We start from the raw sequence: 22974 nt of genomic DNA, 5'->3' as shown, positions 1-22974 counted from the left end.
TTGCCGAGCGCGTGGATGATATTGTCCGCCTCGACCCGCGCCTCGGCGATCTGCCGCACCCGGAAGTCCTCCTCGGCGTAATCGAACGACTCCAGGATCATGCTCTCGACCTGCTCGTCGGTCAGGCCGTAGCTGGGCTTGACCTCGATCTGGGCTGCCTTGCCGCTGCGCTGCTCGCGCGCCGAGACGTGCAGGATGCCGTTGGCGTCGATCAGGAACTTCACTTCGATGCGCGGCATGCCCGCCGCCATCGGCGGGATGCCCTTCAGGTCGAAGCGCGCCAGTGAGCGGCAATCCCCGGCCATCTCGCGCTCACCCTGCACCACGTGGATGGCGACGTTGGCCTGCCCCTCGACCCCGGTGGTGAAGTGCTCGGTCGCCGATGCCGGGATGGTCGAGTTGCGGTGGATGATCTTCACCACCCCGCCGCCCAGCGCCTCGATGCCCAGCGACAGCGGCGTCACGTCGAGCAGCAGCATGTCCTTGGTCGCTTCCGAACCGCCGGCCAGGATCTTCGCCTGCACCGCCGCGCCCAGAGCCACTACCTCGTCTGGGTTCAGCTCGGCGTGCGGCTTGCGCTGGAAGGCCTCTTCCACCTGGCGCCGCACCTTCGGAATGCGCGTGGACCCGCCCACCAGCACCGCTTCGTCGATCTGCTCCGGCTTGAGCCCGGCGTCGGCCATCGCCTGCTTCACCGGCCCGGTGGTGCGCTGCAGGATCGGCGTGATCAGCCCTTCGAACTGCTCGCGAGTGATCTGGCGGCGGTAGTGCTTGCCTTGGGGCAGTTCGAGATCGATCTGGGCCGTGTCTTGCGCCGAGAGCGCGAGCTTGGCGTCGATCACCGCCTTGCGGATCGCCTGCACTGCTTCGCCGTTGCGCCGCAGGTCGAGACCCAGGTCGCCCTGGATATCGTCGAGCGCGATGATGATGAGCAGGTTGTCGATGTCGTCGCCGCCCAGGTGGGTATCGCCGTTGGTCGCGACCACCTCGAAGATGCCCTCCTGCAGCCTGAGGATGGAGATATCGAAGGTCCCGCCGCCCAGGTCATAGACCGCGATGGTGCCGTCTTTCTTCCGGTCGAGCCCGTAAGCCAGCGAGGCCGCGGTCGGCTCGTTCACCAGCCGCATGACCTCCAGGCCGGCGATGCGCCCTGCGTCCTTGGTCGCCTGGCGCTGCGCGTCGTTGAAATACGCGGGCACCGTGATGACCGCCTTAGTCACCGGCGCCCCGAAGTAACGCTCCGCGTTCTTCTTCAACTGGCGCAGGATGAAAGCCGAGATCTCCGGCGGAGTGAACTCGTGCTCGCCCAGCTTGATGCGCAGCACTTCGCCAGGCTTCAAGTCATCCGCCAGGCGGAAGGGGAACAGCCGCAGCTCGTCCTGGACGTCCTCGATGCCGCGGCCCATCAGCCGTTTCACTGAGTACACTGCGCGCTCCGGGGTCTCGATCAGGTGCTTGCGCGCCGGATTGCCGACCACCACGTTGCCGCGCGGGTCCAGGGCGACGATCGACGGCACCAGGTTGGAGCCGTCCTCGCCCGGGATCACCACCGGCGCGTCGCCTTCCATGTAGGCGACCAGCGAGTTCGTCGTGCCCAGATCGATGCCTACGATGCGTTCTGACATTGGCAATCTGTAATTCGTAATTTGTAAAGTCCGAAGGCCACGGTCTTACTTTGCAAATTACAAATCGAACTTTACAAATCCTGCTTACGCTTCCAGCTCCTGGTTGACGTCGCGCACCAGGTTCGCGATGTACTTGCGGCGATTGAGGAGCGCGACCAGGCCGTCGCGAACGGAGGCGCGCTCCTGTTCCTTGCCATCCACGGCTGCGTCCCATCGGTCCCACAGCTTCTTCAACTCGCTGTCCGTCGCCGCCAGCTTCTGCTCCAGGTCTTGTTTGGTGGCCGTGATCTGCCGGCGCAGGTCAGGGTCGTCCTCCTGCATCTTCTTGTTGGCCCGGAACTCCTCGAGTTCCATGTTCAGCTCGAAGACCTCCTCCAGCAGATCGGGCGGCACCACTTGCTTCTTTTCCTGTCCGGTCTCGCGCGCCCGGTCGGTCGCCGACTTCGATTGCTCCTCCAGTTGCACGCCCTCCAGCTTCAGCAGGTAGGCGGTGCGGGAGATGGGATCGCGCAGCGTGCGGTAGGCGTCGTTGAGCTGTGAGCTCTTCTCCAGGCTCCACTCCCGCTCGGGGCCGCTGGAGATGACGTACAGGTCGGGATGCAACTTGCGGCTCAGCCGGTGGAACTCGCGCTCCAGCTCGGCCACGTCGAGGTTCAGCTTGCGCGGCAGCCCGAAGAAGGTGAAGTAATCGGTGGGGACCGCCGGCTGCAGCTTGCCGCACGCCTGGCAGAAATGCGCCGCCCGCATGTCGCCGCACGACCAGCATTGCCCGGTCAGCGAGTTCTCGCCGACGATGGGCAGCGCGGTATCGGGTTTGCTGTTCGTCACCATATGTCACGTGGCGCGGCCCGCCCCCGGCCGCGAAAAAATCGGGCGATCTCGCCATCTCGCCATCGGGCCAAGTCGGAAACTTCGCCAGATCGCTCGATCGCAAGATGGCCCGATCTCAGGCCGAAAAAGATGACCCGCAGCCGCACGACTTCTGCGAGTTGGGATTGACGAAAGCGAATCCCTGCTGCATCAGCGTCTCGGTGTAGTCGAGCGTCATCCCGTGCAGGTAAATGTAGGACTTGGGATCGACGAACACACGCACGTCGCCGAACTGGAAGATGCGGTCGCGCTCCCGCGGCTGGGTGTCGAAGCGGATGTTGTAGCTCAGCCCCGAGCAGCCGCCGCCGGAGACGCCTAGCCGCAGGCCGCCCTGCGCCGGGTCCACGTTCTCCTTGGCCATCGCGGCACGGATGCGCGCCAGCGCCTTCTCCGTCACCTGGATGCCCTTGGCGGCAGTCACCGGCTTCTGCTCCGCCGGGGCTTCCGTCTTCACCGCGTTGTCGGTCTCGGTCGCCATGACTCAGTGTCATCCCGAACGGCTTCAGCCGTGAGGGACCTGCTGTTAGTGCGCCGCCTTCTCCACCGGCTGAGCCGAGACTACGCCGTTCTTCTTCTTCCAGTCAGTGATGGCGGCGCGGATGGCGTCCTCCGCCAGCACCGAGCAGTGGATCTTCACCGGGGGCAGCGACAGCTCGCGCACGATGTCGGTGTTCTTGATCGCCAGCGCCTCGTCCACCGTCTTGCCCTTCACCCACTCGGTGGCCAGCGACGACGAAGCGATCGCCGAACCGCAGCCGAAGGTCTTGAACTTCGCGTCCTCGATGACGTTGGTGTCCGGGTTGACCTTGATCTGCAGCTTCATCACGTCGCCGCACTCCGGCGCGCCCACCAGCCCGGTGCCCACTTCCTGGCTGTTCTTGTCCATCGACCCCACGTTCCGCGGGTTCGTGTAATGGTCCAGGACCTTATCGCTGTATGCCATTTGTGCTCTTCTCCTAAACTTTCCATGCGCTATGCTCTATGAGCCCTGCGCTGGGTGTTACTCCGCCGCCCACTTGACTTGCTTCAGGTCGATGCCTTCCTTGGCCATCTCGTACAGCGGCGAAAGCTCGCGCAGCCGCTTCACCGTCTCGATGACGCGTGCCGCCACGTAGTCCACCTCCGCTTCCGTGTTGAAGCGGCCCAGCCCGAAACGGATCGAGCTGTGCGCCAGGTCGTCGCCTGCTCCCAGAGCCTTTAATACATAAGATGGCTCCAGGGTCGCCGAGGTGCATGCGCTGCCGCTCGAGACCGCGATGTCATTGATGCCCATCAGCAGCGACTCGCCTTCCACGTAGGCGAAACTGATGTTCAGGTTCCCCGGCAGCCGGTGCTCCATGCTGCCGTTGATGTACACCTCGTCCAGTTCGGCGAAGATCTTGTCCTTGAGCCGGTTGCGCAGGCCCGCCAGCCGGCAGGATTCCTGCGGCATGTCGGTCAGGGCGATGTCGCAGCACTTGCCCAGTCCCACGATCCCCGGCACGTTCAGCGTGCCCGAACGCATGCCGCGCTCGTGCCCGCCGCCGTCCATCTGCGCCACCAGCTGCACCCGCGGATTCTTGCGCCGCACGTACAAGGCGCCCACGCCCTTCGGCCCGTACATCTTGTGGGCCGAGATGCTCATGACGTCGATGTTGTCCTTGATCACGTTCACCGGCACCTTGCCCACCGCCTGGGTGGCGTCGGAGTGGAAGATCACGCCCTTCTCGTGGCACAACTTGCCGATCTCCGCTACCGGCTGGATGACGCCGATCTCATTGTTGGCGTACATGATGGTCACGAGGATGGTCTTATCGTCCATCGCCCGCTTCAGGTCTTCCAGGTCGATGAGCCCGTCTTTCTGCACCGGCAGGTACGTGACCCGGTAGCCGTACTTCTCCAGGCGCTTGCAGGTGTCGAGCACGGCCTTGTGCTCGTCCACCACGGTGATGATGTGGTTGCCCTTCTCCTTGTACATCTCGGCGACGCCCTTGATGGCCAGGTTGTCGCTCTCGGTGGCGCCCGAGGTGAAGATGATCTCTTTCGCGGTCGCCCCGATCAGCTTGGCGATGCGCTCGCGCGCCTGTTCCACCGCGGCTTCCGCCTCCCAGCCGAACTCGTGGTTGCGGCTGGCCGCGTTGCCGAACTTGCCGGTGAAGAACGGCATCATCTCTTGCAGCACCCGCGGATCGACCGGGGTGGTGGCGTGATTGTCCATGTAAATGGGCAGCTTCACGCCCACGGGGAGGTTTCCATTGCCGTTGGTGCTCATCTTCACTTCTCCTGGATCAGTGCCGTTCAGCTCAGCGTGATCAGTTCCTCGACCGTCACGCCCTCCGAACCGTTCTTCTTGGAGCCGTTGTTCTTTGCCGGGTCTTCCTTCATGTCCCAGATGGTGATCCGGCTCAAGACGTCCTGGATGCTCTCGTTCACCTTGCGCAGCGGTTCGCGCACCGTGCACTTGTCCGTCTGGTAGCACTCGCGTCCCGCTGAGGTCACGCACGAGGTGATGAACAGCGGGCCGTCGATGGCCTTGATGACCTCGAATGCCGAGATGTTCCGCGGGTCGCGTGCCAGAGCATATCCGCCGTTGATGCCGTGACTGGACTGGAGCAGTTTCGCCTTCACCAGCTTCTGCAGGATCTTGGCCAGAAGCTCCGCCGGGATGCCGTAGGCCTCAGCCACGTCCTTGGCGCTGAGCGCACCTTCGTTCGTGTGCTCGGCGAGATGACGCATCGCCATCAGCCCGTAGTCCGCCTTCTTGGTCAGCTTCAGCATGCCGCCGCTACTCTAATCCCGACCAATTTGGTCGCATATGATTATAGTCACAGTCAGGCCCTCGAGCGCAAGCTTTGCAGGGAATGGAAACATAGGGTATTGAACGGTAACCCATTCATACTTAATGGTTTGATTATTGCCGACTATATTGGTCGCAATTTTAGTTGATTAGGCCGGGGAGGGGCCATTTCGTGCTTTCTCGGGCTTGCTTGGAGGATGCGCCGGTCCGCTTCGCCCCGCCTCGACTACCCCCGAGTCGGACGTCGGTTGATTTACTCAAGCGCGAGGTGGCGGGAAACAAGCGCTCACGTATCTTTAGATCCGGCGCCCACCGCCCCGCCTCTATCGCAACTCGAGGTCAAGGCCGCCACTGCGGTGGTCGTCGCCGCTGACGTCCGCGTGGTGGACTCATGTCCCCCGGCTGAACCATCGAAAGGGCAGACGGCCGGCCCCTGCTTGCCGCTTGACATCCAATAGGCGGGGGCTAAAATGACCAAAATTTCCGGTGCGATTCCGGAGTATGACGACACCCCGCCAGTCACCAACCGCCGCCTCGTCCGACCAGAGAGCTCCGATGGAACAAGCTTGCCAGCATCCGCGCGTCCGCGTGGTGGCACGCGACGAAGAGTCCGAGTTCGTCGAGTGCCTCGACTGCGCCGAAGTCTTCGAAGCCAGCGAATTCAAGGACATGGCAATCGAAGAGCGCACCAAGCTCGACGAAAGCTGACCGCCGTCCTGCCCTTTCCGCCTTGAAGCCGTGTACCGGGTGTGCCCCGGCCTGCGCAGCGGCGCGCTTCTCAGGAATCTTTCAGCGACATTTCAGGTTCCCCAAAGGACGCCGCCGCCGCCGGGCCGCTACTCTTGCGCCCATCACGTGGGGACAACCGGGCAGGGGGCCCGGTCCCAAAGAAGGGGTGCGACGATGATGAAGCGTCTTGCAGTATTCACCTACGGCCTGGTGAGCTACGCCGTGTTCTTTGTGACTTTCGTTTACGCCGTGGGGTTCATCGGGAACATGTATATCCCGCGAAGCATGGACTCTGCCGCACGCGTGCCGTTCTGGCAGGCGCTGCTGATCGACACGCTGCTGCTGGGGGTCTTCGCGGTGCAGCACAGCGCCATGGCGCGGCCTGGGTTCAAGAAGGTGCTGACCCGGCTGATCCCGGAGTCCGCCGAGCGCAGCACCTACGTGCTCTGCTCCAGCCTCCTGCTGATCGCCCTGTTCGCTTTCTGGCAGCCGATCGGCGGCGTGGTCTGGAACGTGGCTGATCCAGCCGTCCGGACCGCCGTGAACCTGGTTTTCGGATTCGGCTTCGCGCTGGTATTCGTGAGCACGCTGCTGATCAACCACTTCGATCTGTTCGGGCTCCGGCAGGTGACTCTCTACCTGATGGGACAGCCGTACACGCATCTCGAATTCCGGACGCCACTGTTCTACAAGTACGTGCGGCATCCTCTATATGTGGGCTGGTTCATCGCCTTCTGGGCGACGCCCACCATGACCGGTGCGCACCTGTTGTTCGCCATCCTGACTTCGGCGTACATGCTGATCGCGATCCGCTGGGAAGAGCGCGACCTGGTCATGGTGCACGGCGCCAAGTACGAGAACTATCGCAAGCAAGTGCCGAAGCTCATCCCATCGCTAGTGCCATACCGGACGGGTGAAGGGTCGTCGATGAGCGGGGTCACCGTCCCGCAGGCGTAGTCGGACGGGTACAGAAGAGGGCGGCCGAAGCCGCCCTCGGTCATTTTGCAGCGCAAGACCGGGTCACGAAGCCGAAGAGCGCTTGACCCGCTTGGCCGGCGTCTCCTGCCACGACAGGAAGTTGGAGAACTCCTCGACGAACACGCCCCATGCGGGGTCTCCGGGACCGACCATGTGGCACCGGCTGGGCAGCTCGACGAAGCGGGCGCCGCGGATGCGGGCAGCGATCAGCCTGCCTTCCTGCACAGGGACGGCGGCATCGTCGCGGGAATGCAGGACCAGCGTCGGACAGCAGATCTTGGGCAGCAGGTCGAGGATTCTCATGCTGGGGAATTCGGCCAGCATCCGGGCCGCATTTTCCGGCGAGCTCGATACCCGCTGCAGCTCGTTGTGCCAGTCCATCTCGACCGCATCTGCATCCGGCCGAAAGAGGGTGGTCCACAGCTGGCGGAAGGCGGGGTTGTCGCGTCCCCAGCCGACCCGGATCAGCGTTTGCAGGGCCTGGAATTGTTCCTCGTGGTCTTGCTCCGGCGAGGGCCAGCCGTTGGCGAATGCGCCGTAAAGGATGAGCTGGGCCACGCGTTCAGGATGGCGCACCGCGTAGGCGGTGCCGACGGCAGCGCCCTGGCAGCCGCCCAGGATCGCGAACCGGTCCAGTCCGGCGGCATCCACCAGTTCTTCGAAATCCTTGACCATGCGCTCGAAGGAGAAGTCGTCAACGCTCCAGTCGGACAACCCGCTGCCCCGCTGGTCGTAGCGGACCAGGGTGTTATGGCGCATGATCTCGGCCAGCCAGTGCCGCAGGAAAGGGCTCTTCCACTCGAAGTCGAGGTGATTGAGCCAGTCGATGGTGCGCACCAGGACCGGCCCTTCGCCGCCGACGGTGTAGGCGATGCGCACGCCGTCGCTGGCGGTAAAGAACCGTATCTCCTGCTCGGGCGCATCGGCCCCGTCCAGGACGCGCTCGAGCTGGATCAGCCGCGATGGCGGCGTGCTCGTCCTCACCTCGCCGACGAAACGGTATCCGTGTCGGGGGACGGTTTCGATGTACTTGGCGGGATGCAGCAGTTTCCTGAGCTGCGAGACGCAGTGGTCCAGGTTGTTCTCTTCGACGACTGAATCCGGCCAGACGGCCTGCATCAGTTCGTCTTTGCGCATCAACTTGCCCGCGTTCTCCACCAGCACGCGCAGGGTGTCGAACAATTTGCCCCGCAGGCGTAGTTGTTCGCTGTTGCGCACCAGCCTGCGCTCATCCACGTCGAGCTGATACGGGCCAAAGACGTACTTTGCCATTGACTTGCAGCGGCTGCGATCCGTGGGCGCACAGGACGCACCGCCGCCCCACATCCGCCGCCCATTTTACCAGCCTCAGGAAGCCTCAGCCGGAAAATTACCCGCGTTACTTGCGGGCAGGCCGGGCCGGGGGCTACCATGCCGCAACTGAAGCGGATAAGCCCCCTATGCCCCCTATCGCCCTGGTCGTGGACGACTCGATGCTGGTGCGTCACACCGTCTGCCGCTTCCTGGAAGAGCGCGGCTACGAAGTGGAGTCCTCGACCAACGGCGCCGAAGCCTTGCAGATGGTGGGCTGCGTCCGCCCCGACCTGATCATTACCGACATGGTCATGCCCCGCATGACCGGCTCGGAGCTGATCAGCGCCCTGAAATCCAACCCCACCACCGCCGCCATCCCCATCATCATCGTGGCCGGGCGGGCGTCAGCCGCCGACGCCCGCAACGAGACCCGCGCCCAGTACGTCATCTACAAGGACATCGACATCGTCAGTCAGCTGGAAAAGGCGCTGGGCAAGATCATTACGTCCAGCGTCCGCTGAACGTATTCCCCACCGGGACGCAGAGAGGATTCCTCACCGCGAACGGCGGGCGGGTTGTGGTAACGTGCGCCTGCAAGCATTGCCCGCAAGCCAAGGTCTTGGCCTCCCGGCGAGGACGAACGGGAGGCAGCGAGGAAAGCTATGCACAGACAGATCGCGCGTTACTCCTACTGGATCGGCGTGGTGTGTGTGGTGATCGACGTGGTTTGGCGCATCGTGGAGGCGATCTGGGTCCAGGCACCCGGACCCATTCACGGGGTGTGGCGCGAAACCTTCCGCAATGCAGCCATCGTGTTCCTGATGCTGAGCGTTGCCTCCGTCGCCCATGCCTGGCTGCTGCAGCAGACGATGCCGGCCGCGACGGAAAAGAAGGGCGCGGTGGCCGGTTAGCCGGATCCGAGAGGGCTGCGCCCACCCAGGCCAAGGCGGGCCGACCTGACCGGAATACTGGCCAGCAAGAAAGCCGGGGAGCACGACCTGGAAGGGCTGGTCCGCGAACATTCGCGGCTGGTGTTCAAGATCGCCTGCTCCGCCAGCGCCATCGTTCCCAGGCCTCGAGAGTGAAGACGCCGGTCTCGTTCGGATGTTCAGGGTTATTTGGGCCGCGACGGGTCTATTCCTGCGACGGCTCCAGGCCCATGTCGATCGCGAGCAGGTAGTCCACCATGGGCGCTTCTTTCCCCAGTTGCCGCAGCAAAGTCGTCACCTGGCCGCGATGGTAGCTCTGGTGGGTGATGACGTGCATCATCATGCGCCACAGCGCGTAGGTCCAGGTCTGTCCCTGGAAGTTGACGTAGGAGATCTCGCGTCGCAAGTCCTGCTCGTTCGCGCGGCCCAGGAACTCCCACACTCCGCGCTCCACCGCCTTCCAGCGCTCCGTCACCTGGGCCAGCCCGGTGAGACCCGCGTCCGACGGCCAGACCTTCGGCGCCCGCAGGTTCCAGCGCTCCAGCCAGATCCATTCCACCTGCAGCAGGTGGACCAGGGTGTCGCGCACCGACGAAAAGCTGTTACCCATCGGGCGCCTGAACTCTTCTTCGGTCAGGTGGGCGCAGGCCGCCAGCTGACGGTCGCGCGCCCAGTAGTTGTAGCGATAGAGTTCGCGGAAGGTGGCCAGGCTGATCATCGGTAGCGTTCCCCCGCCGCTTAGTGTATCCGGGCCCCCTCTGCTATGGCAGCCCGATCAGGCCCAAGGGAGCGGGTGTCTGCAGACGGGCGCGGTAGATGGCGTTGCGCGAAGGCACTTCTCCCACCGCATCCACGTGCACGACGTAGCTGCCGGCGGGGAGTGTGGAACCGAAGTCCAGTTGCGGGCTAACGCCGCCGGGAGCCAGCCAGAAGTGCTGGTAGCCGAGGGCGAAGGCCTTGCCGATCTCGTTCACGGCCACGGCGATGAAGGTCATGTCGAAGGCATCGTCGGTGCCGTTGGTGGCCACGACCGCCCCGCGGATGGCGTTGTTTCCTTCCACTCGCGGATAGAGCTTCCATTCCACGGTCAGCGGCGTTGCCACTTTGAGGGCGAATTCCCGGGCCACGGTATGGGGTGGCTGCGCTGCGTCGCTGAGCTTCACCGTGAAACGGAATTCGCCCACTGACCCCGCTGCTCCCGCCAGGCGTCCCGAGGCGCGGTCGAGCGTGATCCCCGGGGGCAGACTGCCGCTCACCACCTCCCAGTTCAGCGGCGGCACTCCGCCGCGCGCCTTCAACTCGAAAACGTAGTTCTGGCGTAGGGTGGCCCGGGGGAGCGATTCGGTCGTGATGGCGAGCGGCTCGGGCGGAGCCTGGGCGCTGCAGCAAATGCAAACCGAGAAGAGAAACGCGAGTAGCGCGCCTGGCCGTGTCATCGCACCGGGTCCGACGCACATTATGGCTCAGGCCGGGGTCGCAGGCTCAGCGAGCCGCTTTCCTTTCCGGGATGGCGGACACTTTGCCGGGCGGCCGGCGCAGGGCGCGCAGCCGACCAACGTCCAGCTCCAACTCACCGATCATGCGGCTCAGAGTGTTGCGGTGCAGCCCCAGCTTCGGGGCCGCGCGCGAGATGTTCCCCTTGTTTTCCTCCAAGGCGACGGTGATGAAGGTCTTCTTGAACTCGCGAAGCGCTTCCCGGTAGCGGATCCCGCCTCTGTAGATCTGCATGATCAAAGTGTCGAATTGGTCTTTCACGGGCGGCCTCGCTCTCTGCTGGGACCCGGGTCCTCGGCCTCGGTGGTTGCGACTACTCCGCACTCTAACGCTACTTTTTTTTCTGTGGGTGAGTCCGGCGGCGCGTTTTCCACAGCTCGTCTGCTGAAGAATGGTGCAGCCCTACATTGGTGCAAGGGCCAGGATCGGCTCTGCGTAAGAGGCCCGCTGGCTGATGCATGGGAATGTCTCGCGTTCCCGGAATGAGGAAATCCCCACGGAATTTGCCTCAAACAGGCCGAAAAAGCCCAGAATTGCACCAAACACGGGCATTGACAGCTTTTGCGGCAGTGATTAGTGTGAGGCCCGTCGACGGTCGAAAGGGTTAGCGAATTCACTTTTGCTAGTCCGAAGTAGGCTGGGTGATCAGCCAGCCGGGGCGACCCGGTCGGCTCCCGAACCCGAAAAAACCGGCCGCTTCTGCGAGGAAGCGCCGGGGCTCGGGGCCGCGAAAGCGGCGGTTGCATCAAGGGGCTGTGATGGTGCACGACTCCACGCAGCTGACTCCCTCGCCGGAGTTGGCGGCTAGAGCGTAACCAATGTCACGGCCCTTTCTATTTGTCCGCGAGAGCCCGCTCAGATCGGCGGCTGACAATCGCCCTTCTCAGACTTGATGTAGCCTGAGTCCCGCCTCCGCCGAGAACTCCAGCGGCGCAAAGATCCGGCTAGAAGAGTCGCTTTTCGCTCGTTGGGGTGAAATGCATCACGAACGAGTACCCGAGCACGTCCACCGGGACCCTGTAATCCGCAGCCAGGTATAGGGTCGAATCCTGCCCGGAGCCCGAGCCGGTGTGCCGGACTGTCACCTGCGACGGTTGGAGCCGGATGTCGTGTTCCCGGGCGTCGCGGATGACGGCCTCGCGAAAGTCTTCATCCGTATGCGGCGAATTGTATTTGGCATAGCTGCCGCCGACCCCGGAAGCCAGGTTCAGCATGTCTTCCTGCAGCTCCATATTGGCGAGTTCGCAGGTGCCCACCTTCCAGCCCGCCAGGGCCGCGAAGGCGAGAACCGCTACGACCACGAGGGTCTTGATCCGTTTCATGAGCCACCCCCGGCAACCATTATCCCTCAACGACGCGCGCGGGCCAGATTACGTTCGACCACAGCCCTCATCGTTACCGAAGTCGTAACCCCGCTTCCGCCGAGAATTCCAGCGGCGCGAAATCCCTGGCCAGGAATTTCGGATAGGCCGCGGCGGCGATCATGGCGGCGTTGTCGGTGGAAAGGCGCAGGGAGGGGAAGTGCACCGGCAGGCCCGCCTGGGCCGCTTGATCCTCGAAACGGGCCCGCAACTCGCTATTGGCGGCCACCCCGCCGGTGACGAACAGCGTCCCGACGTCGAGCTCGCTGGCCGCCGCCAGCGTCTTGCCCACCAGGTCGTCCACCACCGCTTTTTGGAACGATGCCACCAGGTCCAGCGTCGGCTGGTCGCAGGCATCGAGATAATCCTGCAAATGCGGCTTGGGGTTGGCGGCCAGCGCCCGTCGCCGCCCCTCCACCGCCGCCTGCATGTTGTGGGTCTCGACGTAGCGCAGCACCGCCGTCTTGATGCCGCTGAACGAAAAGTCGTAGGTGGTGTCGCCCTTGGCCTTGCTGCGCCCGGCGCGCACCCGCCCCTTGATATGCGCCGGGGGGAAGTGCACCGCGCTCGGGTCGCCGTGCTTTGACAGCTTGTCAATCACCGGCCCGCCGGGATATCCCAGCCCCAGCAGCTTGGCCACCTTGTCGAAGGCTTCGCCGGCGGCGTCGTCGCGGGTCTGGCCGATGTTCTCGTAGGTCCAGCCCCGCGCGTGCTCCTCGGCGAGATAAAGATGTGTGTGCCCGCCCGACACCACCAGCGCCAGCACCGGGAAGGCGATGTCGCGGTGCCCCTTCTGCTTTTCTTCCAGCAGAACAGCGTGGATGTGCCCTTCCAGGTGGTTGACGGCGATGAGCGGCTTGTCGAGGGCGAAGGCCAGCGCTTTGGCGTAGCTGACGCCGACCAGCAGCGACCCTGCCAGCCCCGGTCCTTGCGTGACCGCGATGGCGTCCACCGACTCGAAGCTCTGCCGGGCCTGCTGCAGCGCGCTCCGGACCACGGGCACGATGGCGCGCAGGTGCTCGCGCGAAGCCAGTTCGGGCACGATCCCGCCAAAGGGATGGTGCACCGCGATCTGCGAGGCCACCACGTTCGACTCCACGTGCTCGCCGGAGCGCACTACCGCCGCCGCCGTCTCGTCGCAGGAGCTCTCGATGCCCAGGATGTACGCCATAAGGGTCGTCGGTCGTTAGTCGTTAGTCGTCGGCTGACAGCGGGTGGAGGCTGCTCCACCCACCATTTACCAGTATAAAAGCCCAACCCTTCTCTGCGTTCTCTGCGCTCTCTGCGGTAAAGTTGCTCCCATGGCGTCGGCCAGAGAGCACGCGACCGCGATCGTCCGCACTCTGCGCGAGCACGGCCACCAGGCCTACCTCGTGGGCGGATGCGTGCGCGACCTGCTGCTGGGCCGCGAGCCCGCCGATTACGACGTGGCCACCGACGCCCTCCCCGACCGCGTCATGCAGATCTTCCCCCACACCTGGGCGGTGGGCGCGCAGTTCGGGGTGGTGCTGGTCCCGATGGAAAAAGGAGAGCAGCCGCCCGGCCCCACCGAGTACCCCAACGCCATCGAGGTCGCCACCTTCCGCAGCGACGGCCTCTACACCGATGGCCGCCATCCCAATGAGGTGCGCTATACCCGCGACCCGCGGGAGGACGTGCAGCGCCGCGACTTCACCATCAACGGCCTGCTGCTCGACCCGCTGGCCAGCGGCGATCAGGTGCTCGACTACGTGGGCGGGCGCGCCGACCTGGAGCGCCGGGTGGTGCGCACCATCGGCCCGCCGGAGCGCCGCTTCGATGAAGACAAGCTGCGCATGCTGCGCGCCGTCCGCTTCGCCGCCCGCTTCCAATACGAGATCGACGGCGTCACCTTCGACGCCATCCGCCGCCTGGCTCCCGCCATCCGCCAGGTCAGCCGCGAGCGGGTGCGCGATGAGCTCACCAAGATGCTCACCGAGGGCCGCGCCCGCCGCGCCTTCGAACTGCTCGACGCCAGCGGCCTGGTGCACGAACTGCTCCCCGAGATCGAGAAGATGAAGGGCGTGGCCCAGCCTCCGCAGTTTCACCCCGAGGGCGACGTGTGGGTGCACACTCTCCTGTTGCTCGAGGGACTGACGCCCGGCTGCTCGCGCACGTTGGCCTGGGGCGCGCTGCTGCACGATGTCGGCAAGCCCTCCACCTTCCGGGTGGCGCCCGACCGCATCCGCTTCGACGGCCATGTCGAGGTCGGCACCCGCATGGCGGAGGAGATCGCCCAGCGCCTGCGCATGTCCAACGACGACACCGGGCAGATCGCCGCCCTGGTCGCCAACCACTTGCGCTTCGCCGACGTCCTGAAGATGAAGCAGTCCACCCTCAAGCGCTTTCTGCGCCTCGACCGCTTCGAGGAACATCTGGAGCTGCATCGCCTCGACTGCCTCGCCAGCCACGGCGACCTGACCCTCTACGATTTCTCCAGGAAGCAGTTCGAGGAGACGCCGGCGGAGCAGATCCACCCCCGGCCGCTGATTACCGGCGACGACCTGATCGCCGTCGGCTACCAGCCGGGGCCGCGTTTCAAGGAGATCCTTTCCGCGGTCGAGGATGGGCAGCTGGAGGGCACACTCACCACCCGCGACCAGGCGCTCTCCTTCGTCGCCGGCAGCTTTCCACGATAGGTTGTTGCGATTTTCAACAGAGCGTAAGGCTCAGGCAGCGGTCTCTTCGTCCGCGTCCTCTTCGCTCGGGTAGGCCGACTCGATCAAGTCCTCGATCAGCCGGTTCATCTCCGCTTCCGCGGGGTCCAGCAGGACGGCGCGTTGTGGGCCGAGGGGACCGCCCAGCACCCGCGCCAGGCTGAGCAGCGCGCCCCCGCCGCAGACCCGGCAGCGTCCGCTATGGCTCTCGGTGATGATCTCGCAGTCCGCGCACAATACCGCCCCTTGCAGGGGGACGAAGTTCAGTTCGTGCACTGATGCGTTTTCCATCACCACCCTCGGGTCATCCCGACTGGGCCGATACTATGTCGCTTCATCCGGCCGGTCAATGTACGGTGGTAATCGGGGCAGGTGACCGTCGGAACCCCGCTCGGCGCCTGGGTTTCGGCCGGCGATTTTCATGAATATCCACAATTTTGACTTGAGCCTATCCGCTCGATTGGTGCTAGAATGCGTTGCTAATTCGTTCAGGGGGAACTGCCGTGAGAGCTTCGGCGGTCCGTCACCAGCCAAATCATGTGGAGTCCGGGCTTGAGCCTGCCCGCCTCGGATACCACCGCATCGTCGCCGAGATCCTGCGCCGCGCGCCGGCCGAAGACGCGGCACGCATCGCCTGGCAGCTCGTCGCGGGCTCCCACGTCGCGCAGCGCACCAGCGTCCTCGGGCTAACGGATGGCGTGCTGAGGGTCCGTGTCCCGGACGCGACCTGGCGGAGCCAGCTCAGCGATTTCGTGCCCCAGTACCTGCTGGGGCTGGACTCCATGCTGGGCAAGAAGGTGCAGCGCATCGAGTTCGTGCTGCCGGAGAAGAAGGCCTCGCACCGGGCATGAAGGTCACCGGCGAAGACGTCCTTTACGTCGCCGATCTCGCCAACCTGGAGCTGACCGAAGCGGAGCGGGAGCGCATGCTGCGCGACCTGAACTCCATCCTGGAATACATCGACCGCCTCAACCAGCTGGACACCACCGACGTTCCGCCCATGGCCCAGGTGTCGGCAGGCATGGCGCCCCAGTCGGCCATGCGTCCCGACCAGACCCGGCCCTCCATCCCCCGCGAGGACGCTCTGCGCAATGCCCCCGAGACCGACGGCGAATTCTTCAAGGTTCCCAAGGTGATCGAGAAATAAATTGGGACGTTTATGAAAGATAAACCTAAAGAGCTATCAATTCCTCCTCACGTCTTCACTGACCCGAAATCACGCGAGATGCTCCGTGCGTGGGTTGCTAATGAAGGGCTTCATTGCACTCTCAACGTAGGCACCTGGGGAGATAGAGAGGCGATTGGCTGGGGAATTCTCCTGTCCGACGCAGCACGCCATATCGCGGATGCAGTCTACAAGGAAAGGGGAGTGGATCGCCAAGTAACGCTTCAGGAAATCAGAAGGTGCTTCAACGAGGAGCTTGCGGAGCCCTCTTCTCCGACGGAAGGAGAATTCGTTCACTAAAGTCTGCCATGGACTTGAACTTGCTTACCGTTGAGAGCACGCGTCTGGCCTTTCGCGAGCGCCAGTTCTCCGCCGTCCGCCTGGCCGAGGAGTTCTACAAGAAGATCGCAGCCGAGGACGGCGACATCGGCGCCTATCTCCATCTGTGCAAGGAGCGCGCGCTGGCCCAAGCCGCGCGCCTGGACAAGCTGGCCGACCAGGGTGACCGGCTTCCTCCGCTGGCGGGAGTCCCCATCGCCATCAAGGATGTGATGGTCACCAAGGGCATCCCCACCACCGCCGGCTCGAAGATCCTCAAGGACTTCATCCCGCCCTACGATTGCACCGCGGTCGCGCGCCTGGAAGACGCCGGCGCGGTCATCCTGGGCAAGACCAACTGCGACGAATTCGCCATGGGCTCGTCGAACGAGAACTCCGCCTACAAGCCGGTGCGCAACCCGCGCGACAAGAGCCGCGTGCCCGGAGGCTCCTCCGGCGGCTCGGCGGCGGCGGTGGCCGCCAACCTCTGCGTGGCAGCCCTCGGCTCCGACACCGGCGGCTCCATTCGCCAGCCGGCTTCGTTCTGCGGCGTGGTCGGCATGATGGGCACTTATGGACGCGTCTCCCGCTATGGCCTGATCGCCTTCGCGTCCTCACTCGACCACATCGGCCCCCTCACCAAGACGGTGAAGGATTCCGCCATTCTGCTAAAGACCATCGCCGGCCGCGACCCGCTCGACTCCACCTCCGCCGACGTGGCCGTCCCCGATTACGTGCAAGAGATCGGCAAGCCGGTGCAGGGAATGAGGGTCGGCGTGCCCAAGGAATATTTCGGCGAGGGGCTGGACCCCGACGTCCGCCGCGCCATCGAGGCCGCCCTCCAGCACATGGCCAAGCTCGGCTGCGAGGTGGTGGACATCTCGCTGCCCCACACCGAATATGCCATTCCCACCTACTACCTGGTGGCGACGGCGGAAGCGTCGGCGAACCTGGCGCGCTACGACGGCGTGCGCTACGGCCATCGCGCCGCCCGCGTGAAGTCACTCTCCGACATGTATCGCCGCAGCCGCGACGAGGGCTTCGGCCCCGAGGTCAAGCGCCGCATCATGCTCGGCACCTACGCCCTCAGCGCCGGCTACTACGACGCCTACTATCTGAAGGCGCAGCGCGTGCGCACCCTGCTCACCCGCGGATTCGAAGACGCCTTCAAGAAAGTGGACGTCATCGTCACCCCTACCTCGCCCACCCCCGCATTCAAACTCGGCGAGAAGGTGGACGATCCGCTTTCCATGTACCTGGCCGACATCTACACCGTCACCGCCGACCTCGCCGGTATTCCCGGCATCTCCGTGCCCTGTGGAGATTCCTCGAGCGGCCTGCCCATCGGCGTGCAGATCCTGGGCCGCCACTTCGACGAGAGCAGCGTGCTCCGCCTGGCCCACGCCTACGAGTGCCGCCGCTTTGCGGGCGTCTGAGCTCGCAGGCGGCATCCTGAGCGGAGCGAAGGAACCTCGGCCGGGCTACGACCAACGATACTTGCCGGGCCGCCCGCTTCCCTTCATAAGAGCACCCACCGAAAGCATCCTTCCACGACGACGGCTAAGACCACCACCACGACTACGACCACCACCACCACCAAGACCGGCACCAAGCCGGTGCTTTATCCGACCAGGAAGCCGACTCAGGCGAATACGACCACTACCAAGCAGCCGACGACAACGACGACCACCAAGAAGACGACCACCACCAGCACCAAGCGGCCGACCAAGTTCGAGGACTCCGACGCCAAGCGATAAGCTTCCGTAGGCCGGCCGACCCCGGCAGCCCGGCAAACAAAGCGCAGCGGAAGTTGCGCCTTTCGTCTGGCGCTACAATGCCGGAGCGACGCAACGTCGGTGTTTGCTTGCCCCACTCGCGCAAATCTCGGCCGATAGTCCTGACGATTGCCGGGTTACTGTTCCTCTACCTAGCAGGCGTCGCCGTACGCTCTCGTTTCGGGATCCAGGTTGTGGTTAGCAATCGCACGGACGGGACACTGCGTAGCGTTGCCGTGAAAGTGGAGGAGCGGGGGGAGCGATATCGCCTCCCTGACCTCAAACCGGGTGACCGGAAGCGCACCTTCGTTCAGCCTGTCACGGAGTGCCACGTCAACGTGGAGTTCGTGGACTCCCATGATAAGCCGCACTCCGAAACCGTAGTTGGCTATGCGGAGGGTGGTTATTGTGGGAGCGCTACGGTGGATATCTTGCCCGGCAACAGGATTGAATCAAAAAACGACTTAGAGCCGTTCTGCGACCTTCGGAGCTGGTTTGGCTTCTTGTAGGTAGGTGAGAAGAGCGCTGCGGGCGAAGTGTCAGGCAATCCTCTCTATTCGAGAGGTGTGTAGTAGCGTTCTCCCGCGCAACCCCGGCACAGCACGCGTCCGTCTCGGCGAACCTCACGTCTGAAGTTGTTCCCCTCGCCGCACTGCTGGCAGACGATGCGCTCCCCCTTGTAGCCGGGGAACTCCTCCGGCGGCAGTTCCACCTTGACCCACTGCACGTCGAACAAGTCCTCGGTCTTCATCTCGCGGTAGGCCAGCATCTGCTGCTGGTTCTTGTTCTCGATCTCGGGATGCATCTGCCGGGCCAGGGTCTTGGACGACTCCCGGGCCACGACGCGCACCGCCTTGCCGCTGGCGACGTCCACGAAGGTGGCGGCGACCTTGCCCCAGTCGCGGAACTTCAGCGCCCGCTTGCCCAGGCGGCAGCCGGTGACCACCGCCACCGCGTCGGTGGCGCAGCGGTCGATCTCGACGAAGGTGACCAGCCGCTTGCGGTCCTTGCCCCGCGGGTCCTCGATGCCCAGCTTCTCCAGCCCCAGCATGGCCAGCCGCACCCCCAGCACCTGCCCGGCGCAGAGATGCCCGTGGGCCTGCTCGGCGTCGCGCAGGTATTCGTCGAGGGACTTCATGCTCCGGGATTGTACCCGCATTCCAGCGGAGACGCCCGTAAGGGCGTCTCTCTCGATGATTCTGGCGGATTGTAGTGGGGCGCGACTAGGTGCGAGTGTGGTCCTTGTCCGCGGTGGCCTGCAAGTCCAGGGCGTATGGCTGCTCCCCGACGCGCACCAGGGACGCTTCCAGCTCGCGGATGCGCTGGATCAGCTTCTCCACCATGTTGACCATGAACGAGGCGTCCTCGTGGGCGCGCTTCATGAAGGCCTTGCGTTGCAGGCGGAGGACGCAGGTGTCTTCACCCACGGCGCGCACGGTGGCGGAGCGCACATCCTGCGCGAACAGCGCCGACAGTCCGAAGAACTCTCCCGGGCCGAGCATCGCCAGGCAGTATTCCTTGTCGTCCTTGCGTTGCAGCAGCTCGACCTGGCCGCTCTCCACCACGTACATGGAATCGCCCATCTCGCCCTGGCGGTAAATGATCTCGCCGTCGCGATACATCTTTCCCAGGATGCCCGATCTCATAGCGCCCTCGCTTCCTTCTTGTGGTGGTTGGCGACCCAGAACCCGGCCAGCATCTCCCAGAGGAGCCGCGCCAGGAACCCCGGATGCAACGCCCGCCGCAGCACCGACTTGTAGGGGGCGCTGCCGGTGAACGTGTCCCACAGGATGGTGCTCATGCGCAGCGAGGAGCCCGGGGTTTGCTGCTCCTTGGAGACCATGCGCCAGATGCCGCGGCGCGCGAATCCCTGCCCCTGGATCAGGCGCGTGACGGCGAACACCAGGCGGCCGATGAGGTTGTCCTGGTGGATTTGCCGGCACACCGGCCAGTAGTGGCGGCGGAAGTCCTCCGCCGCAATGCCTTTGAAGATCGCCGTCTTGGCGGCTGCCTTGGCGGTGCGGTAGGCGGCGCCGATGCCGTCCTTGTACAGCCGGGTGGTGCCGCAGTCGCCGATGAACACCAGGCGGTCGGCGAAAGGCTCGACCGCCGTGTCGGTGCTGATCTTGGGGGAGCAGTGACAGTAATCCTCCGGCTGCTTCCAGTTCGCGGGCAGGACTTCCTTCATCTCCCGCGTGTCCAGCAACGACTGCACTAGTTGCCGGTCCAGGTCGCGCCCCAGCAGGCAGAGCGTCACGTAATCTCCCTTGGGGATGAGCGCGGCAAACTCCAGCCGCGGCAGGTTGAGCAGGAAGACGTGCATGGACGTCCCCATCTCCTGCCGGATGAGGTCGCGCCCGAAGCAGTATTCGCAGATGTAGGTCTTGGTGGTCCGGGGAGGGCGGTACGCCAGGTGCAGCGGCTCCAGCATCCTGGCCGGGCTGTTCACCCCCGAAGCCACGGCCACGAAGTCATAGCTCGCCGGGGGCCCGCCCGCGGGGATCAGCTGGAGGTGGCCGTCTTGGCGTTCCACCCGCTCCACCCGGCTATTCACCACTCGGGCCCCTTTCTTGACCGCCAGGCCGAGGAGATGTCCGTCCAGCCCTCCGAACTTCCGGGGGGCCTGGCCGCGCGGACCGCCGCCGCGGTGCACCGACGCGATCCGCTTCTCCTGCAGCGGCGTGGAGATGGTGACGCTGCCCACATCCATGTGCAGGGCGTAGGAGTTGATGGTGCGCTGCACCACGCTCTCCGGCAGCGTGATGCCTTCCGAAGCCAGGTTCTGCACCAGGGACTCGGAGACGATGCCGCCGCACATGTTGCAACCGCCCGGGCCGGCCACGGAGAAATTCCGCGGCTCGTAGATGTCCAGCGACACCTGCAGCTCCATGCGCCGCGCCATTTCCAGGAAGAAGTAGCTGAAGAAGGAGCCGGCGGGGCCGCCCCCGATCACTCCGATCCGTGAGCCGTCGGAGAGCTTGAGCGGCAGCGGTTCGGTGCCCATCGGGATCCTCCCCGAAAGCGATCAGCCGGACAGGGGCGGGTGCTAGAGACTGGCGACCGCCCGAGTTTGTACGGAGCTTCGATATTGTTCAGTGAGCCCAGTCACGGGAGGCTGTGACCCGGAAACCGTGGTCGCGTGCGCCTGGTTACTCCGCACTCTGCTCTCAGCGCTCTGTACTCATCCCCCGCCATGCGCTACACTGCACGCCGTCTCGCTCTCCCAGAGCCACTTTGCAGCTTCGGGCGGGGGATTCGTGGCGCAGGATCAGATCCGGGAACTGTTGGACCTCATCGCGGTCCATGGCTTCTACATGGACCAGATCAAGCGGGCCCTCGGGCACGGGGTACCGCTGCCCCAGGACACCAGCGAGGCGGTGACCAACCTGCAAGGCCGCATCCGCCATTCCATCGAGGTCCTGCGCCGCTGGCTGGCCCTGCTCGACATGGCCATCACCCCGCCCATGGTGCGCGACGGTCTCAAGTCCGCCACCTCGAGCGAGACCGCCGAGGCCCTCCTCCGCTATTACGTGGGCAAGACCTCGCGGGCCGACAATGACCGCGACAAGGCCGATTTCGTCGCCACCTTCCTGTATCGTGCCACCACCGCCTCCATGGCCGGCAGCGGGGAAGAAGCGACCCTCCGCTTTGAGCGCTCCCTCAGCGAGATCCTCAAAGACCATCCTGTGCCCGAGATGCCGCTGGAACACCGCCACCTGGTGGCCGAGTTCGCCTTCATCCAGCAGGAGGTCGAGGACTTCCGCCACTTCGACGATCTCATGGACGCCGGCATGGTGCAGCGGGTGCGCGAGATCAAGCAATCCCTGCGCGAGTCCTTCTACCATCCCCAGGCGCTGGCCACGGTCGCCGCCTACAACGTCTTCTTCGGCAACCACTTCGACCAGCTGTTCCACAGCGCCGCCCGGCAGATCAGAACCTTTGCCGCACGCATCCAGGAGGAAGGCGGCAGCCTGCTCAGCCGGGTGGATGGCGATGTTACCGTGCAGCACCTGGAGAACATGGGGGAAGAACAACAGGCCCTCAAGCTCGAATACGGCAAAGCCCAGGACCACTTCCGCAAGGTCTCCCGCTTCAAGAAGGCGGTGGACAAGCGGGCAGGAGGGCGGGGAACCGCTGCTATGCTGGGCGGCCAATCCAGAGCCCAGGTTGCCAGCGCCCCGGGTCCGGGGCGCAGCCCGGAGGCCGCCGCCCGTCCCGTGGCCCCGGTGGTGATGCCCACCAGTCCCGAGGAGAGCAAGATCGAATCGGCCGCCGAAACCATCCGCAATTTCAACCGCACCGCGGGGAGCAAGGGCGGCAGCATCATCGTCCCCATGCCCCACGGCAATGTGGTGTTGAGTCCGGGCGAGTCGGAGGCTTACAAGGCCGACTACGGCAAAGAGAAGAGCTTTCGCGCCGACTACGCCCACTGCCTGGTGCGCATGGTCGCCATCCAGGCCCGCATGGCGGCCGAGATGAAGGATTTCCAGGCTAAGCGCAGCTCGGCCTACATGTGGAAGCCGCATGCCGACGCCCTCGCCTACATGCTGGCCGCGGCCAACCGCGAGATCGAGAATGCCGGGCGCCTCGGCGGGCTGGCGCAAAATCGCGGTCTGGCCGACAAGGTGGCCGCCATCCGCGCCAGCGCCGAGAAACTGCGGGGCCAGACCCAGCAGGTCGCCGCCGCCCTGCAGCAGTAGCGCCGTTTTGTAGAGTGTCATCCCGAACGGCTTCAGCCGTGAGGGACCTGCTGTTCCCGACCGTCGCCATATACAATCCTCCGACGTCCCGCGCCCGCATGGGAACCCCCGGCTACAGCATCGTCATTCCCGCCTACAACGAGAGTGAGCGCATCTGCCACGCGCTCGACCGGGTGCTTGAGCACATCGGGCAGCAGCAGTGGGATGCCGAGATCATCGTCGTCAACGACGGCTCGCGCGACCACACCGCGGACCTGGTGCGTGGCTATGCCGCCCAGCACCCGGC

General features: G+C 64.7%; 28 protein-coding genes. 12 read left to right on the top strand and 16 right to left on the bottom strand.

The window, feature by feature from the left end:
* From dnaK to VMS96_08175, 6 genes are all read right to left on the bottom strand, one after another.
* The coding region (gene dnaK, locus VMS96_08200) for a molecular chaperone DnaK (protein HVP43401.1) at positions 1–1625 on the bottom strand (1625 nt) is incomplete at its 3' end.
* 84 nt (positions 1626–1709) lie between these two features.
* Positions 1710–2456, bottom strand: a complete 747-nt coding sequence (hscB, locus tag VMS96_08195; GenBank protein HVP43400.1) for a Fe-S protein assembly co-chaperone HscB — start codon at positions 2454–2456, stop codon at positions 1710–1712.
* 115 nt (positions 2457–2571) lie between these two features.
* On the bottom strand, positions 2572–2973 hold the full coding sequence (locus VMS96_08190; GenBank protein ID HVP43399.1) for an iron-sulfur cluster assembly accessory protein: 402 nt from the start codon (positions 2971–2973) through the stop codon (positions 2572–2574).
* A 45-nt stretch (positions 2974–3018) separates the two neighbouring features.
* A complete protein-coding gene (iscU, locus tag VMS96_08185; GenBank protein HVP43398.1) occupies positions 3019–3438 on the bottom strand; it encodes a Fe-S cluster assembly scaffold IscU in 420 nt (139 codons plus the stop codon).
* Positions 3439–3495: 57 nt separating this feature from the next.
* A complete protein-coding gene (locus VMS96_08180) occupies positions 3496–4746 on the bottom strand; it encodes an IscS subfamily cysteine desulfurase (GenBank protein ID HVP43397.1) in 1251 nt (416 codons plus the stop codon).
* A 26-nt stretch (positions 4747–4772) separates the two neighbouring features.
* Entirely contained in the window at positions 4773–5252 is a 480-nt protein-coding gene (locus VMS96_08175) for an SUF system Fe-S cluster assembly regulator (GenBank protein HVP43396.1), read from the bottom strand.
* Positions 5253–5826: 574 nt separating this feature from the next.
* Between VMS96_08175 and VMS96_08170 the strand changes: the two genes are divergently transcribed.
* Positions 5827–5979, top strand: coding sequence for a hypothetical protein (locus VMS96_08170; protein HVP43395.1), 153 nt, complete (start codon positions 5827–5829; stop codon positions 5977–5979).
* 195 nt (positions 5980–6174) lie between these two features.
* The gene (locus tag VMS96_08165) at positions 6175–6957 is read left to right on the top strand and encodes a hypothetical protein (GenBank protein HVP43394.1); all 783 of its coding nucleotides are present in this window, start codon (positions 6175–6177) and stop codon (positions 6955–6957) included.
* Between the two features lie 63 nt (positions 6958–7020).
* Here VMS96_08165 and VMS96_08160 read toward each other — a convergent pair whose 3' ends face one another.
* Positions 7021–8250 (bottom strand): alpha/beta fold hydrolase, encoded by a 1230-nt coding sequence (locus VMS96_08160; GenBank protein HVP43393.1) that lies wholly within the window; start codon positions 8248–8250, stop codon positions 7021–7023.
* A 167-nt stretch (positions 8251–8417) separates the two neighbouring features.
* Between VMS96_08160 and VMS96_08155 the strand changes: the two genes are divergently transcribed.
* On the top strand, positions 8418–8792 hold the full coding sequence (locus VMS96_08155; protein ID HVP43392.1) for a response regulator: 375 nt from the start codon (positions 8418–8420) through the stop codon (positions 8790–8792).
* Between the two features lie 141 nt (positions 8793–8933).
* Positions 8934–9182: a hypothetical protein gene (locus VMS96_08150; GenBank protein ID HVP43391.1), complete on the top strand. Its 249-nt coding sequence runs from the start codon at positions 8934–8936 to the stop codon at positions 9180–9182.
* A gap of 223 nt (positions 9183–9405) precedes the next feature.
* Here the strand turns inward: VMS96_08150 and VMS96_08145 are convergent, their stop codons facing one another.
* The 5 genes from VMS96_08145 to tsaD all read right to left on the bottom strand — a co-directional run bounded on the left by VMS96_08145 (position 9406) and on the right by tsaD (position 13226).
* Entirely contained in the window at positions 9406–9918 is a 513-nt protein-coding gene (locus tag VMS96_08145) for a DinB family protein (GenBank protein ID HVP43390.1), read from the bottom strand.
* A 43-nt stretch (positions 9919–9961) separates the two neighbouring features.
* Entirely contained in the window at positions 9962–10636 is a 675-nt protein-coding gene (locus tag VMS96_08140) for an Ig domain-containing protein (GenBank protein ID HVP43389.1), read from the bottom strand.
* 46 nt (positions 10637–10682) lie between these two features.
* A complete protein-coding gene (locus VMS96_08135; protein HVP43388.1) occupies positions 10683–10955 on the bottom strand; it encodes a helix-turn-helix domain-containing protein in 273 nt (90 codons plus the stop codon).
* A gap of 683 nt (positions 10956–11638) precedes the next feature.
* Positions 11639–12016: a hypothetical protein gene (locus tag VMS96_08130; protein HVP43387.1), complete on the bottom strand. Its 378-nt coding sequence runs from the start codon at positions 12014–12016 to the stop codon at positions 11639–11641.
* A 73-nt stretch (positions 12017–12089) separates the two neighbouring features.
* The gene (tsaD, locus tag VMS96_08125) at positions 12090–13226 is read right to left on the bottom strand and encodes a tRNA (adenosine(37)-N6)-threonylcarbamoyltransferase complex transferase subunit TsaD (protein HVP43386.1); all 1137 of its coding nucleotides are present in this window, start codon (positions 13224–13226) and stop codon (positions 12090–12092) included.
* 130 nt (positions 13227–13356) lie between these two features.
* On the opposite strand from tsaD, the gene VMS96_08120 reads away from it, so the two are divergent.
* Complete coding sequence (locus VMS96_08120) at positions 13357–14712, top strand: CCA tRNA nucleotidyltransferase (GenBank protein ID HVP43385.1); 1356 nt, start codon at positions 13357–13359, stop codon at positions 14710–14712.
* A 30-nt stretch (positions 14713–14742) separates the two neighbouring features.
* Here VMS96_08120 and VMS96_08115 read toward each other — a convergent pair whose 3' ends face one another.
* Positions 14743–15021 carry a hypothetical protein gene (locus VMS96_08115; protein ID HVP43384.1) on the bottom strand — a complete coding sequence of 93 codons (279 nt, stop codon included), beginning with the start codon at positions 15019–15021 and terminating at the stop codon, positions 14743–14745.
* 212 nt (positions 15022–15233) lie between these two features.
* Between VMS96_08115 and VMS96_08110 the strand changes: the two genes are divergently transcribed.
* From VMS96_08110 to VMS96_08090, 5 genes are all read left to right on the top strand, one after another.
* Complete coding sequence (locus VMS96_08110; protein HVP43383.1) at positions 15234–15581, top strand: DciA family protein; 348 nt, start codon at positions 15234–15236, stop codon at positions 15579–15581.
* Positions 15578–15877, top strand: a complete 300-nt coding sequence (gene gatC / locus VMS96_08105; GenBank protein ID HVP43382.1) for an Asp-tRNA(Asn)/Glu-tRNA(Gln) amidotransferase subunit GatC — start codon at positions 15578–15580, stop codon at positions 15875–15877. The genes VMS96_08110 and gatC overlap by 4 nt, the downstream gene beginning before the upstream one ends.
* Positions 15878–15889: 12 nt before the next feature.
* Positions 15890–16195: a DUF5076 domain-containing protein gene (locus tag VMS96_08100; GenBank protein HVP43381.1), complete on the top strand. Its 306-nt coding sequence runs from the start codon at positions 15890–15892 to the stop codon at positions 16193–16195.
* Positions 16196–16203: 8 nt separating this feature from the next.
* Entirely contained in the window at positions 16204–17649 is a 1446-nt protein-coding gene (gene gatA, locus VMS96_08095; protein ID HVP43380.1) for an Asp-tRNA(Asn)/Glu-tRNA(Gln) amidotransferase subunit GatA, read from the top strand.
* 180 nt (positions 17650–17829) lie between these two features.
* On the top strand, positions 17830–17970 hold the full coding sequence (locus VMS96_08090; protein ID HVP43379.1) for a hypothetical protein: 141 nt from the start codon (positions 17830–17832) through the stop codon (positions 17968–17970).
* Between the two features lie 571 nt (positions 17971–18541).
* Here the strand turns inward: VMS96_08090 and VMS96_08085 are convergent.
* The 3 genes from VMS96_08085 to VMS96_08075 all read right to left on the bottom strand — a co-directional run bounded on the left by VMS96_08085 (position 18542) and on the right by VMS96_08075 (position 20992).
* On the bottom strand, positions 18542–19126 hold the full coding sequence (locus VMS96_08085; GenBank protein HVP43378.1) for an FmdE family protein: 585 nt from the start codon (positions 19124–19126) through the stop codon (positions 18542–18544).
* 85 nt (positions 19127–19211) lie between these two features.
* The gene (locus VMS96_08080) at positions 19212–19634 is read right to left on the bottom strand and encodes a cyclic nucleotide-binding domain-containing protein (protein ID HVP43377.1); all 423 of its coding nucleotides are present in this window, start codon (positions 19632–19634) and stop codon (positions 19212–19214) included.
* Positions 19631–20992 (bottom strand): hypothetical protein, encoded by a 1362-nt coding sequence (locus VMS96_08075; GenBank protein HVP43376.1) that lies wholly within the window; start codon positions 20990–20992, stop codon positions 19631–19633. Before VMS96_08075 ends, VMS96_08080 begins: the two co-directional genes overlap by 4 nt.
* A gap of 253 nt (positions 20993–21245) precedes the next feature.
* Here VMS96_08075 and VMS96_08070 point away from each other — a divergent pair, with 253 nt between their 5' ends.
* Together VMS96_08070 and VMS96_08065 are read left to right on the top strand one after the other, a co-directional pair.
* Complete coding sequence (locus VMS96_08070) at positions 21246–22688, top strand: hypothetical protein (protein ID HVP43375.1); 1443 nt, start codon at positions 21246–21248, stop codon at positions 22686–22688.
* Between the two features lie 38 nt (positions 22689–22726).
* On the top strand, positions 22727–22974 hold a 248-nt coding region (locus VMS96_08065; GenBank protein HVP43374.1), incomplete at its 3' end, for a glycosyltransferase.

This window comes from Terriglobales bacterium (genome assembly GCA_035543055.1).
GTDB lineage: Bacteria > Acidobacteriota > Terriglobia > Terriglobales > Acidobacteriaceae > JAIQFD01.
The sequence above is the reverse complement of the archived record's forward strand: the minus strand, read 5'-3'. Positions and strand labels throughout refer to the sequence as shown.

Coding starts and splice junctions, on each gene's coding strand:
- VMS96_08160 (HVP43393.1), bottom strand. CDS start 8,250: ATGGCAAAGTACGTCTTTGGCCCGTATCAGCTCGACGTGGATGAGCGC.
- hscB (HVP43400.1), bottom strand. CDS start 2,456: ATGGTGACGAACAGCAAACCCGATACCGCGCTGCCCATCGTCGGCGAG.
- iscU (HVP43398.1), bottom strand. CDS start 3,438: ATGGCATACAGCGATAAGGTCCTGGACCATTACACGAACCCGCGGAAC.
- tsaD (HVP43386.1), bottom strand. CDS start 13,226: ATGGCGTACATCCTGGGCATCGAGAGCTCCTGCGACGAGACGGCGGCG.
- VMS96_08085 (HVP43378.1), bottom strand. CDS start 19,126: ATGAAGTCCCTCGACGAATACCTGCGCGACGCCGAGCAGGCCCACGGG.
- VMS96_08190 (HVP43399.1), bottom strand. CDS start 2,973: ATGGCGACCGAGACCGACAACGCGGTGAAGACGGAAGCCCCGGCGGAG.
- VMS96_08170 (HVP43395.1), top strand. CDS start 5,827: ATGGAACAAGCTTGCCAGCATCCGCGCGTCCGCGTGGTGGCACGCGAC.
- VMS96_08100 (HVP43381.1), top strand. CDS start 15,890: ATGAAAGATAAACCTAAAGAGCTATCAATTCCTCCTCACGTCTTCACT.
- VMS96_08120 (HVP43385.1), top strand. CDS start 13,357: ATGGCGTCGGCCAGAGAGCACGCGACCGCGATCGTCCGCACTCTGCGC.
- VMS96_08165 (HVP43394.1), top strand. CDS start 6,175: ATGATGAAGCGTCTTGCAGTATTCACCTACGGCCTGGTGAGCTACGCC.
- VMS96_08175 (HVP43396.1), bottom strand. CDS start 5,252: ATGCTGAAGCTGACCAAGAAGGCGGACTACGGGCTGATGGCGATGCGT.
- VMS96_08180 (HVP43397.1), bottom strand. CDS start 4,746: ATGAGCACCAACGGCAATGGAAACCTCCCCGTGGGCGTGAAGCTGCCC.
- VMS96_08145 (HVP43390.1), bottom strand. CDS start 9,918: ATGATCAGCCTGGCCACCTTCCGCGAACTCTATCGCTACAACTACTGG.
- gatC (HVP43382.1), top strand. CDS start 15,578: ATGAAGGTCACCGGCGAAGACGTCCTTTACGTCGCCGATCTCGCCAAC.
- VMS96_08080 (HVP43377.1), bottom strand. CDS start 19,634: ATGAGATCGGGCATCCTGGGAAAGATGTATCGCGACGGCGAGATCATT.
- VMS96_08155 (HVP43392.1), top strand. CDS start 8,418: ATGCCCCCTATCGCCCTGGTCGTGGACGACTCGATGCTGGTGCGTCAC.
- VMS96_08075 (HVP43376.1), bottom strand. CDS start 20,992: ATGGGCACCGAACCGCTGCCGCTCAAGCTCTCCGACGGCTCACGGATC.
- VMS96_08150 (HVP43391.1), top strand. CDS start 8,934: ATGCACAGACAGATCGCGCGTTACTCCTACTGGATCGGCGTGGTGTGT.
- VMS96_08115 (HVP43384.1), bottom strand. CDS start 15,021: ATGGAAAACGCATCAGTGCACGAACTGAACTTCGTCCCCCTGCAAGGG.
- VMS96_08140 (HVP43389.1), bottom strand. CDS start 10,636: ATGACACGGCCAGGCGCGCTACTCGCGTTTCTCTTCTCGGTTTGCATT.
- VMS96_08130 (HVP43387.1), bottom strand. CDS start 12,016: ATGAAACGGATCAAGACCCTCGTGGTCGTAGCGGTTCTCGCCTTCGCG.
- gatA (HVP43380.1), top strand. CDS start 16,204: ATGGACTTGAACTTGCTTACCGTTGAGAGCACGCGTCTGGCCTTTCGC.